Source organism: Methanobrevibacter sp., from assembly GCF_017940815.1.
Lineage (GTDB): Archaea > Methanobacteriota > Methanobacteria > Methanobacteriales > Methanobacteriaceae > Methanocatella.
In genome coordinates this window covers 1-11,175 of the sequence record NZ_JAGAXX010000029.1, presented here as the reverse complement: position 1 = coordinate 11,175, position 11,175 = coordinate 1, and the positions used below count along the sequence as shown (strand labels likewise).

Annotated in this window: 15 protein-coding genes; 13 read left to right on the top strand and 2 right to left on the bottom strand. The window is 32.3% G+C overall.

The window, feature by feature from the left end; genetic code table 11:
- Positions 1 to 351 precede the first annotated feature (351 nt).
- The 10 genes from ILA26_RS04225 (at position 352) to ILA26_RS04180 (ending at position 5,939) form a co-directional block, all read left to right on the top strand.
- Positions 352 to 1,086: a CPBP family intramembrane glutamic endopeptidase gene (locus ILA26_RS04225; RefSeq protein ID WP_292894375.1), complete on the top strand. Its 735-nt coding sequence runs from the start codon at positions 352 to 354 to the stop codon at positions 1,084 to 1,086.
- Between the two features lie 191 nt (positions 1,087 to 1,277).
- Positions 1,278 to 1,604, top strand: coding sequence for a hypothetical protein (locus ILA26_RS04220; protein WP_292894372.1), 327 nt, complete (start codon positions 1,278 to 1,280; stop codon positions 1,602 to 1,604).
- 267 nt (positions 1,605 to 1,871) lie between these two features.
- Positions 1,872 to 2,294, top strand: coding sequence for a thioredoxin fold domain-containing protein (locus tag ILA26_RS04215; RefSeq protein ID WP_292894369.1), 423 nt, complete (start codon positions 1,872 to 1,874; stop codon positions 2,292 to 2,294).
- A complete protein-coding gene (locus ILA26_RS04210) occupies positions 2,295 to 2,918 on the top strand; it encodes a cytochrome c biogenesis CcdA family protein (RefSeq protein WP_292894366.1) in 624 nt (207 codons plus the stop codon).
- Positions 2,919 to 3,112: 194 nt separating this feature from the next.
- Positions 3,113 to 3,580: an SDR family oxidoreductase gene (locus ILA26_RS04205; protein ID WP_292894362.1), complete on the top strand. Its 468-nt coding sequence runs from the start codon at positions 3,113 to 3,115 to the stop codon at positions 3,578 to 3,580.
- A 35-nt stretch (positions 3,581 to 3,615) separates the two neighbouring features.
- The gene (locus ILA26_RS04200) at positions 3,616 to 3,828 is read left to right on the top strand and encodes a helix-turn-helix domain-containing protein (RefSeq protein WP_292894359.1); all 213 of its coding nucleotides are present in this window, start codon (positions 3,616 to 3,618) and stop codon (positions 3,826 to 3,828) included.
- A gap of 51 nt (positions 3,829 to 3,879) precedes the next feature.
- Positions 3,880 to 4,020, top strand: a complete 141-nt coding sequence (locus ILA26_RS04195; protein ID WP_292894356.1) for a hypothetical protein — start codon at positions 3,880 to 3,882, stop codon at positions 4,018 to 4,020.
- A 414-nt stretch (positions 4,021 to 4,434) separates the two neighbouring features.
- On the top strand, positions 4,435 to 4,899 hold the full coding sequence (locus ILA26_RS04190; protein WP_292894353.1) for a CPBP family glutamic-type intramembrane protease: 465 nt from the start codon (positions 4,435 to 4,437) through the stop codon (positions 4,897 to 4,899).
- Positions 4,900 to 4,977: 78 nt separating this feature from the next.
- Entirely contained in the window at positions 4,978 to 5,295 is a 318-nt protein-coding gene (locus ILA26_RS04185) for a TfoX/Sxy family protein (protein WP_292894351.1), read from the top strand.
- Positions 5,296 to 5,384: 89 nt separating this feature from the next.
- Entirely contained in the window at positions 5,385 to 5,939 is a 555-nt protein-coding gene (locus ILA26_RS04180; RefSeq protein ID WP_292894349.1) for a flavodoxin family protein, read from the top strand.
- A gap of 215 nt (positions 5,940 to 6,154) precedes the next feature.
- On the opposite strand, the gene ILA26_RS04175 is transcribed toward ILA26_RS04180, so the two are convergent.
- A complete protein-coding gene (locus tag ILA26_RS04175; RefSeq protein ID WP_292894347.1) occupies positions 6,155 to 6,931 on the bottom strand; it encodes an ion channel in 777 nt (258 codons plus the stop codon).
- 194 nt (positions 6,932 to 7,125) lie between these two features.
- On the opposite strand from ILA26_RS04175, the gene ILA26_RS04170 reads away from it, so the two are divergent.
- Positions 7,126 to 8,811, top strand: a complete 1,686-nt coding sequence (locus tag ILA26_RS04170) for a right-handed parallel beta-helix repeat-containing protein (protein WP_292894344.1) — start codon at positions 7,126 to 7,128, stop codon at positions 8,809 to 8,811.
- Positions 8,812 to 8,980: 169 nt separating this feature from the next.
- Here the strand turns inward: ILA26_RS04170 and ILA26_RS04165 are convergent, their stop codons facing one another.
- Entirely contained in the window at positions 8,981 to 10,075 is a 1,095-nt protein-coding gene (locus ILA26_RS04165) for a chitobiase/beta-hexosaminidase C-terminal domain-containing protein (protein ID WP_292894341.1), read from the bottom strand.
- A gap of 238 nt (positions 10,076 to 10,313) precedes the next feature.
- On the opposite strand from ILA26_RS04165, the gene dmpI reads away from it, so the two are divergent.
- Complete coding sequence (gene dmpI / locus ILA26_RS04160; RefSeq protein ID WP_292894338.1) at positions 10,314 to 10,496, top strand: 4-oxalocrotonate tautomerase DmpI; 183 nt, start codon at positions 10,314 to 10,316, stop codon at positions 10,494 to 10,496.
- 9 nt (positions 10,497 to 10,505) lie between these two features.
- Positions 10,506 to 11,066, top strand: coding sequence for an NAD(P)H-dependent oxidoreductase (locus ILA26_RS04155; RefSeq protein WP_292894335.1), 561 nt, complete (start codon positions 10,506 to 10,508; stop codon positions 11,064 to 11,066).
- Positions 11,067 to 11,175 lie beyond the last annotated feature (109 nt).

Sequence of the window (11,175 nt, the reverse complement as noted above, 5' to 3'; positions counted from 1 at the left end):
ATGTTAATGCTGCAAAAAATATTTTAGACGAAGCTCTACGCGCCACTGGTTCAATGGTGCTATGCTTAGTAGATTTCATACCTATCGGTCAAGGAAAATTCGAATATTATTACGAATGGAAATGCCTTGACAAAACAATAGATATGGCCTAAGAATCTCCAGCTTCTACAAGCTGGAGAGGTTCAATCAATTAATTCTTTATAATCTGTATTATAAAAGTATTGCTTATCGGTACAATAATCTTTTTAAATAAATCTATCATGAGATTTTCGATAAAATTGACAATCTGATTGATTAAATATTTTATTTAATTCTAAATATTTATTTAGATAATAGTATAAATCTATAATCATGTCTGAATATAAATCGATAGATTATATAAAATTTTTAATCATGGCTTTGGGATTGGGATTCATTTTCATGTGTGAAGGCGAACTTTCCGATGCATTCAACATTGCAAACCTTGACATACTGCTAAAAATTGTAATAATTATCGGATTATTGGCGTTGATACAAAAAAGAGGAGATTTTAAGATATTCAATTTCAATTTCTCCCCGCTAATATTGTTGCTCATATTTATTCCGGCAATATTTTCAATAGTTTTGCAGGTTTGCCCTCTTGATTTCATTCCATACCCAGAGTATGTTGCAACAGTGGTTATAGGTACAGTAACAACAGCAATATGGGAAGAGCTGTTCTTCAGATACTACGGATGCTCTATATTTGAGGAAAATTGGAAGTTCAGATGGTACAACATCCTGTTTTTGGCAATAGCATTTTCATCAGGACACCTTTTCAATATGGCATTTGACGGATTTACAGCAACTTTTCACCAGTTGATTTTCACCATTGGTTTAGGTGTGTTTTGTTTGGCACTTTACATCCATACAAAATCAATCATTCCACCAATCATTGCACATTTCATTGTAAATTCAATTTCTGACTATTATACTGTGCTTGCAACTGAAGAGGCACAGGCAATGGCATACATTGGAAACTTGGCGGATCCTGTTTTGTACATATATGTTATTGTTTTGATTGCGGTAGGATTCTTTATCCTGAAGAAATACAATCATTTAGCTTAAACAAAGGTTGTTTATTATTTACAACCTTTTTTATTGATTTTTATGCAATAAATTATTAATATTCTTTTTTTACAATTAAATTATTAGAAGGTTAATCCTCAATTATTATGGATATACTCACAATAATATAACAATATTTAAATATTTATATCAATATACTAGAATATAACGTATTAAAAGGAGTTATTTTAATGAATAAACATACAAAAATTCTGATAGGAGTATTGGCAATATTCATTGTTGGTATGACACTGAGTGTAGTTTTTGCCGAGCCCGTTGATGCAAAAACGTTTAAAGCAGGAAAGGGATATAAATTTAAGGTTCCTACTAAAAAGGCTAAAAAATTAAAGAAAGAGGCATATAAAAATTATAAAAAAAGTAACATGAGGTATGCTTATTCAACACATATGTATCATGTTAAAGTTTATAAACCTGGCCACAGTTACAAAACATATTTCTGTTATAGGTATGAAAGAGGATATGGTGCATTGCCTCATTTATCAGCATGGCCGATATGATTCAAAATATATTAACAATAGCTATCTATAATTCGGAGGATTGATCCTCCACTATTTTTTTTTTAACACAAGTAAATTTTCCCTAAAATATCACTCCATTTATTTTCATTCAGTTTAAATACTATGAAGTATAATGTCTTATCAAGATTATGATTGTCATATTCATGAGATAGATAATAATGCCATATTGGATTCATAGTTCATGAATATTAAAAATAATCTCAAAATTGCTAAAGAGAATGGTTAACCGTTTTATAAGGTGATACAATGAAAAAATATGTCATATTATGTTTGTTGGTAATTGCGGCTATATCCGTTTCATACGTCTGCGGTGTTGATGTTGACAATCAGGTGGTTGCAGGGTTGAATTCAACTTCTGATTTAAATCAGGGATTGGATGATGCAAAAGTAAGCAATAAAACTGTCCTTTTGATTTTTGACCAGGAAAGCTGCCATTACTGCGACCAGCTTAAGAAGGATGTACTAAGCGACAGTGAAGTTCAAAAGATTTTGAACGAGAATTATACAGTGGTCATTGTTGACGTTAATAAGGAATACTCTCTTGCAGCAGACCATCAGGTAGTGGGCACTCCAACCAGCATATTCCTAGATTCCAATGGACAGGAAATTGGAAGAATCGATGGATATGTTTCAAGCGATGAATTACTGGATAAACTCAAGGAGATTTAAATGGAAATTATTCCCTTAATCTCTTTTACGACTGGAGTAATTTCAATATTGTCTCCATGCATACTGCCGATTCTGCCGATTTTCGTAAGCGTCAGCCTAAAGTCCAAATCCAAGTTAAATCTTCTTTCATTCATTGCAGGGCTCATGTCAATATTTATCCTGATAATATTTCTTACAGGATTTTTCACATCCATCATATACCAATACATTCCGGCAATCAGGTTGATTTCGGCAATCCTACTGTTGATTATTGGTATTTTGATGTTTTTTGACTATTCAATAGGATTTAAAAGCTTGCCTGGGATAAATGATAATGATACTTTGCTTTCTTCATATCTGATGGGAGTCTTGACATCGGTTTCATGGGCACCATGCTACAGCGGCTATCTGATTTCACTTATAACCTTGCTTGTAAGTTCAGCGGATGGCAGTTATGCAGTCTTAAACATCATTATTTACTGCATAGGTTTTGCAGCTACACTGCTCATCTTAAGCTTTTTGATATCAAAAATCAATCTTGAAAGGCTTATTTCAAAAACTAGATATCTTCCAAAGATATTTGCAGTATTGGTGATTATAGGATCAATCTATCTGTTGATAGATGCAATCAATGTGTTGATCTAAAAACCTTTTAATCTATTTTTTATTTTCAATTTTTTTATAAAATTCTTTTAAATTATTCTTGCCATATTCTGACAGGTCATGCCAACGAATGTTCTGTATTGCCCCTTCAAGATAGTTATAAATAATAGTCATAAAATTATGACTAAATTGGTGGTTAAAATGAAACGTTTAGAAAACAAAATAGCAATTGTGACATGTTTACCAGTGACCTTAGGGGAACGTTTTATGCCATAAAGACAGTCATTCCATATATGCAAGAGAATGGAGGCGGTTCAATAGTAAATATCGGGTCAATGGCATCAACCGGAGGGGATTTAGGTGCAACTGCATATGCATGTGCAAAAGCAGGAATTGACATGTTGACCTCCTGTGTAGCACTTCAATACGGTAAGGACAATATACGCTGCAACTGTATACGACCAGGTCTTATTGTAACACCGCAGAATGAAGAATTTGTAGCACAGGAATTAAAGGACATATTCCTCAGCAACATTGAAGTGAACCGTTATGGATGCCCAGAAGACATAGGTCATACCTGTGTGTTCTTCGGATCAGATGAAAGTGCATATATAACCGGTCAGATTATCAATATGGATGGTGATATGAATTCACACGTACCTACAGTTGCCCAATTCAGGGAACTGGGTTCAATAACATGGTAAAAGATAATTAATATGAATTAAATAGGTGAATTTACATGACTGATGCAGAACTGGCTTTCAAGATGGGAAGATTATTCAACAATAAGATCACCTCAACATTTTGGTCTTCTTTTAAAGGAGAATATGGTAGAGTTCAAATAGAAGTGTTGGTATATCTTCTGGAGGTCGATTCTGCACAGGTATCTGAAATAGCATCTCAGTTGAACATTTCCAAACAGCATGTGTCCCTTATAATCAAGGAATTCTAAAGTGTAAAATATGTTGAAGTGTTTGTAAATCCCAACGACAAGAGAGCGAATATGATATCCATAACAGAACTTGGAAAATCATACATTAAAAAGCATGTTGAAGTGAGTAACCGTGCCTTTGATGAACTCATTTCAAAAATGAGTGAAGACGAGAAAAGAGAGTGTATAAATTCAATGGATACAATTATATGAAATGCTTTGTAAATTCTAAAACTACTTTTTTTTAAAACAGTACAGATAATTTAATTATTCTCAATCATTAAACTTCAATATTTCTATTAATATTAGTATGAAATACATTACGTGGATAAAATGACGCTTATTTAGTCATTACATCATTTAAACAAATTTAAATAGCTTAAAAACAAAATTAATCTCATGTCAGAAATAGATAGATTTAAATTTGAAGATGATGGATATGATTTTCCGTTCTACAACAAGAATCCGTACATTCCAAAATGGGGATGGATTGTCCTATTCTTTGTATTTATCCTTTGAATGTTACTCTCTTTATCTAGCCAACTACATATCTCAATACTGTGCTGTATAGTGTTTATTGTTCCGGTTTTATATTTTTTGAAATGGGATTATAGGGCAATATTTAGAATGCCCTCCCGTAAAGATATTCTTCTTGCGGTGGCTCTTTTTGTTGGATATATGATATATGCCATAATCATGGGAGAGATTTTGGGTTATTTTGGAGTAGTCAGCCCTGGTACTGTTGATTTTAATTCCATGGACGCCATGAAATTAATCACTTCTATATTCTCATTGATGGGAGAGGAATTCATAAAATTCATTCCATTCATGTTTTTCTTGAGAGTGATTTACAAGTTCTCAAATAACCGTAAATTGTCTGTAATCATATCTGTTGCACTAGTGATGGTGATGTTTGCATTCCTTCATGCGTATAATCCTATCATGTTAATATTTGCACTTTTTATACAGGGATTCGGATCAATTTTTGAGTTTTATGGATATATCAAAACCAAAAACATTTGGATTTCATACCTTACACATATATTAACTGATGAATTTATTTTCATTATTATGTTGCTTGGATTTGCCTAAGCAATCATTTTCTTATATTTTTGAACTTTCTGACTTGCAGAAATCATATTAATATTGAAATATTCGGGAAGAGATATTATGGGATCAAATAAAGAATATTTGGAATATGTCTTGGAGCAGCTATCAGATTTGGATGATATAACCTATAGGGCGATGATGGGCGAATACATCATATATTATCGTGGAAAAATTATAGGCGGCATTTACGATGACCGTTTTCTTGTTAAGCCTGTGAAATCTGCAATGGCATTGATTCCTGATGCAAAAATGGAATTGCCCTATGTAGGTGCAAAGGAAATGATACTCATTGAGGATATAGAAAACAGGGAGTTTCTAAAAGAACTGATTGAATCAATGCATGATGAACTTCCAGCTCCACGCAAAAGAAAAAAATAGCTTTCCACATTAATTCAAATATTATATAGGGATAAAATATTAATATTTAAAGCTGAAATAAATATTATTGTATTTTTGGAGATATTATTATGAAAGTTTTAGGAATTAATACAAGTCCAAGAGAATTAAGTAATGTGAAAATTGCTTTGGAGGCTGCTTTGGATGCCGCTTCTGAAAAAGGGGCTGAAACCGAGATTGTGGATGTTAACAAATTAACTATCACTCCATGTCAAGGAGACAACTATTGTAAAGAGCATGATTCTGAATGTGCATTAAATGATGATATGCAAGATATCTATCAAAAGATTGAGGAAGCTGACGGAATCATCTTAGCAAGCCCAATATATTTCTGTGACGTGAACGCTCAGGCAAAACTCGTAATCGACAGATTATATTCTTATTTCATGAACCCTAAATACAGCGAATTGTTCTCAAATAAAAAAGTTTCAATAATTGCAACCCATGGTGCCGCTCCTTTAGAAGCATTCGAAGGTTCTTTGAACACTCAAATGGCAGCTTTTGAAGTTTTAGGATTCAAAACCGGTGACATTATTAATTTGGATGACAATAATGTTCCTGGAGCTATTAATGATAAGGAAGAACAATTGCAAAAAGCAAGAGACCTTGGTGAAAACTTAATTTAAGTTTTCAATTTTAATCTATTTAAGATGAATATGCTAATATACATGAAGATTGTGACAATTATGTAAAAAGTAATGACATGTGCCTAAGATTCTTTTAAATGGGCATAAGTGATGTCAGCCAATATGAAATGTGCAGAAAAAACCGTATTTAGCGAAAGAACTTCAAAGGAAATGGAGTAATTAACTTCTGATCCTACTTTTTTTATAAAATGGATTCATTTTTTAAGCAATTCATCTAATTTTTCACTTAACTCTTTATTTTGATTTTGGGATGCTTTCAGTTCCTTTTTGATATCAACCAGTTCACTTTCAAGATTGTCAACCTTGTCAGACAGCCTATCTATACCGTCTTCAACATCTGAATCGATGTTTAAAACTTTATCTGTATAATATGATGAAATTGCACCAGTCAATGTTGAAAAGACAAATATTCCTGCAATGATTAAAAGCAGTGAGAGCGCCTTTGCAAGAGGGTTTTGAGGGGTTATGTCTCCATATCCGACGGTGGTCAATGTAACCATCACAAACCACAAGCTGTCAAATAGGGAAAATGTCGGATCAATGAAATAGAGTGCAAATGTGAATATGAAAATTACAACAATAATTAAAGACATTATGCGTTCCAGTCGAGTGTTTTCCAGGAATCTGAAGAAATTATCAAAGTATTTTTCAATAATTGGTGATCTCAATAGCTTAAGAATCAAGATTATCCTTAAAGAAATGAAATCCAACGGTAGAACCAGCTCAAATGGAATGCATGCTATAATGTAAATCAAATTTTCTCCTAAAAATTCTAATTTATCCTCACTTTGGCGAAAAGTTATGAAAAAATCAGTTAACAACAATACACATAAAATCACATCAATCAGCACAATTATATTTATTATATTCTCTGTTGTATTAAAGAAGAGTGCATATACAATCAGCAGAATATCAATGAATGTTAAGATGTATAATATGTTACGTTCGTAATTTTCAAATTTCCAAGACAAAATTTCACCTATGATTATATTTATTTAATCCTGTTAATATTGGTTTACATTGGCTGTTTTTTGCTAAACTTGACATGCTATCAATCAGTCGAGTGTAATTTTGGAGATTTTTTAATTTTTAGATAATTTATTTTTACACTTATGCAAAAATACAAACTCAAAACAAGTTCAAAATCATTTTTATAGGTGTGGTTTTGCTTTTATCAATAGGTCTTGTATCGGCGGAGGATAACTCAACTGTGTTGACCACAGATGACAATCCTGAAATCCTTGCAAATGACAAAACCTTTGATGACTTGCAAACTGATATTACTACAGCTATTAATAACGGATCAGAAAAGTTGGAATTGGAAGGCAAGTATGTCTTCAGTGGTAAAACAGTAGAGGTTGGTTCACTGTGTATTGATGGACAGGGAAAAACCGTGATTGATGGTAAAAAAGCAAATAAAGTTCTTTTTTCAGCCTCAAATGTAGTGTTCAAGAACATTAAATTTATAAATGCAAATTCAGGGGTTATTTTTGTTGATTATAATAATGTAACTGTTGAAAATTGTGAATTTATAAACAATTCGGGTGAGAACGTTATAGGTACTCCATGGGTTGATGGATGTGTGGTGAAAAATTCCAAATTTGAGAACAATAACGTTAAAAAAGCAGTTATTGACTCATACTGCAGCAAGCTAGTCCTGACCAATGTTGAATTTAACAATAACAAGGAAGCCATATTGAGCATTGGAGGAGATTCAAACGTTGTGATTGACAATATCACCCTTTTGAAAAACACTATCTCCTCTAGCACAGGGATATATGTAAGTGACTGTAAAAAATTCGTCTTAAGAAACTCAAATTTCAAGAACAATAAACTTTCCAATGTATTGATGAGACTATTTGCAAATAATGCCGATTTGTCCAACTGTAACTTTACAGATAACACCGGTGATTTGATTATAGGCAGTTGCAATATCGACAATTGTAATTTCATAAACACCGTCTCAACATATGAGATAATATTTGTCGATTCAAACAAGTACTTTACTCCTGTCATTAAAAATTCCGTTTTCAGAAACAATAAAGTGAATGGGAATTCTGGTGATTGCGGAGTGCTTGTTGTCGGAGATAAAGTGAATGTTTTATCATGTGAGTTTACAGGAAACAGCGCATATTACGGTGGAGCAATCTATTCACATACAAGCGGTAAAATTGACAATTGCGTATTTAAAGACAATACCGGTAAAATTGCAGGTGCAATATTTGTGGCTGATCCTAAAGTTGTTTTAACCAACAATAAGTTCACAAATAACAAGGCAGCAACCTCTAATGATGTTTATGGTTATTTTGCTATAGAATTGACAAAAACATCATATTATTGTGGTGAAAAAATCACAGCCAAGGTAAAGGACAAGTTCACAAATAAATATGTTAGTGGAATGACTCTTGATTTCGTATTATGGAAGAATAAAATTCATTCCAAAAAGTCAGTCACCCGTATCGCCAAGACTTTCGACACATCCCTTTTGGATGTTGGAAATCATGTTGCAGTCATACATATAGCTGACGATACTTTACAAGCCATTTTAATTAAAGATATCACTGTTAAAAAGGCCCCTACCATCATCAAGGCTCCTAAAGTAACATCAAAATACAAAAAATCCAACTACTTCAAGGTTAACGTCAAAAACAAGATAACAAAAAGTTCTGTTAAAAAAACATATGTCAAGATTAAAATCGACAAGAAAACATACAAGGTCAAAACAAATTCAAAAGGCGTGGCTAAAATCAACACCAAAAAATTAAAGGTTGGAAAACATAAGGTTGTCATTTCATCAGGAAGTGCAAACTACAAGATGAGTGCTAAAAGCACTATTAAAATCAAGAGATAACTCGTGAAATGGTGTTTTTCAACACCAATTTCATCTTTTTTTTATGTAGAATTAAAAATTTAAAACTAATTTTATCAAAAAATTTCAAGTCAAGGACAGTTCATGAAACTGTTATCTGAGGAAAAAATTATTAAAAATAAAAAGGAATCATAAAAATTTATGATTCTCATTAAATGGATAAACTGACTTTATCCAAAGCTTTAATGTATTTGTCTGCATAACTCTGTTTAGTCTTTTGAGAGTAGTTAGACTCTGTTTCATATATGTATGAAACCATACCCTTGTTGGCAATAGGCACTGTGATATATGCCGGACTTGAACCTAATTGTGGATCATATCTATGGATATGAGGTGCCAATTTAAGCAGTCTTTTTAAGTAAAGGGAAGATTTCTTATGGTCCTGTTTACTTATTTTGACACTTTTTATGTGCTTATTGGAAATCATATGGATGAATCGAGGATATTTGTATCCACTAATCTTATAGCTTGTTTCATGAATATCTGTAGTTATTTCAGGTTTTTCCTTAGCTATATCCTTTATTATACATTTGTTTCCCAATATTTGTCCGTTCATTCTGCTTTTTGAATAGCTGCCTGTGTCTTTGAGTACATGAATGTAATACAGCACGAATTTTCTATTCAGGTCTTTGTTTTTCTTAACCAGGCCTTTATGTATTGCCTGGTGCATTCCACTTTCCTGAACATGAACTCCAACAATCAGTGCAATGGTTTTTGTTGAAGATAGATTTCCGAAATAGAGCTTTTCAACATAACCCTTTGAAGTTTTACCTAAAATTCTTTTATAGGTATGAACTTTTGATTTGCTTCCATCTTTTGAAACAGCAAAGAACTTTAAAACTTTGTTTGATGTTAAAGTAATTGGACTTGTGTATTTTTTGCTGTTAACAGTTGGTTTTTTACCGTTTGTGGAATAATAGATTTTTCCTTTCTGGTCTGATTTAAGTTTTATAACTAATTTCTTGTCAGATTTTTCAACCATCTTATTTATCCACACTTTAGGGGCTTTTCTAATGACTGCACCGGAATTTTTGGAATTATCATCAGCATTCTGATTAGCTGCTGAAGCGTTGTCAACTTGATTAGTGTCCTTCTCTATGGGATGTGAAGATTGTACACTGGATTCGTTTGCACTGAGTTTATTTAAATTATCGTCTAAATCACTATTTGCAGCACTGACTGATGCAATTAAGCAAAATAAAGATAATATTATTAAAATCAACACAAAATATTTTTTATTAAACAAGATTTTGCCTCCTTCCAATTGTTATAATAATTGTTTTATTTGAATCATTATATATTAATATTGATTTGATTTTTATCCAAAACATTCGATTTAAACTTAATTTAACTGCCTTAAAATATCAATATAATTAAACAAATATTTTTCATTGAACTAACGAGCATATGAATTAATGAGTGTCATTGATGACACTTTTGCATTTATATTAATTAAAAATTAAACTTATATTTGGTGAAATAATATGCCGTCAATAACTTTTGATATAAATCAGCTAAGTGAAGATCAAAAACAACAAATTGTTGAGGAATTCACACAATCCGCTTCAAGAATCACCGGAATTCCAGAAGAATTTTTTTATGTCTTCATAAATGAGTTTCCGGATGAAAATGTTGGAGTTGGAGGAAAATTGTTAAGCAAAAAATAAGGTGATATTATGAAAAATGTTTTAATAGTTTCAGGACACAGAGATTCAGAAAATGACTCAGTTGCAAACAAACAGATTATAGAGGACTTAAAAGAATTGCTTCCGGATGCTGAGGTAAGCATTTTGGACAAATTATATCCTGATTATGAAATTGACGTTAAAAGCGAACAGGAAAAGCTGGTAAAATCAGATGTAATCGTGTTGCAATTCCCGCTATTCTGGTATGGAATGCCTTCCATCATGAACAAATGGATGGAGGACACATTCGAGCACGGATGGTCACACGGATCAACAGGAGACAAACTCCAAGGGAAAAAATTAATCGCATCATTTACTGCAGGCGCACCTGAAGAGGCCTATCAAAAGGATGGAATTATGGGACATGATATTGAGGAATATCTTCCGCCAATTAAGTCAATGTGCGGGCTTTGCGGAATGGAATTTGTCGATTATGTATTTACCGGAGGAGTCTCATTCGAATTAAGAACCAATGCCGATGAAGTTGACAAGATTAAAGAAAAAGCAAAAAACCATGCAACAAAAGTGGTTTCAATAATTGAAGATATATAACTGTTCAAATCCACTTCTCGAAGCTAAAAATTAACCATCGCCATCAACTTAAAGTAAACTTGGAAAAAGATTTTAAAATAAAAAATAAGGAAATGTTATGAAATGTCTT

Excerpts from the sequence above, each read along its gene's own strand:
- ILA26_RS04225 (WP_292894375.1), top strand. The coding sequence starts at position 352 with ATGTCTGAATATAAATCGATAGATTATATAAAATTTTTAATCATGGCT.
- ILA26_RS04220 (WP_292894372.1), top strand. The coding sequence starts at position 1,278 with ATGAATAAACATACAAAAATTCTGATAGGAGTATTGGCAATATTCATT.
- ILA26_RS04215 (WP_292894369.1), top strand. The coding sequence starts at position 1,872 with ATGAAAAAATATGTCATATTATGTTTGTTGGTAATTGCGGCTATATCC.
- ILA26_RS04210 (WP_292894366.1), top strand. The coding sequence starts at position 2,295 with ATGGAAATTATTCCCTTAATCTCTTTTACGACTGGAGTAATTTCAATA.
- ILA26_RS04205 (WP_292894362.1), top strand. The coding sequence starts at position 3,113 with ATGTTTACCAGTGACCTTAGGGGAACGTTTTATGCCATAAAGACAGTC.
- ILA26_RS04200 (WP_292894359.1), top strand. The coding sequence starts at position 3,616 with ATGACTGATGCAGAACTGGCTTTCAAGATGGGAAGATTATTCAACAAT.
- ILA26_RS04195 (WP_292894356.1), top strand. The coding sequence starts at position 3,880 with ATGATATCCATAACAGAACTTGGAAAATCATACATTAAAAAGCATGTT.
- ILA26_RS04190 (WP_292894353.1), top strand. The coding sequence starts at position 4,435 with ATGCCCTCCCGTAAAGATATTCTTCTTGCGGTGGCTCTTTTTGTTGGA.
- ILA26_RS04185 (WP_292894351.1), top strand. The coding sequence starts at position 4,978 with ATGGGATCAAATAAAGAATATTTGGAATATGTCTTGGAGCAGCTATCA.
- ILA26_RS04180 (WP_292894349.1), top strand. The coding sequence starts at position 5,385 with ATGAAAGTTTTAGGAATTAATACAAGTCCAAGAGAATTAAGTAATGTG.
- dmpI (WP_292894338.1), top strand. The coding sequence starts at position 10,314 with ATGCCGTCAATAACTTTTGATATAAATCAGCTAAGTGAAGATCAAAAA.
- ILA26_RS04155 (WP_292894335.1), top strand. The coding sequence starts at position 10,506 with ATGAAAAATGTTTTAATAGTTTCAGGACACAGAGATTCAGAAAATGAC.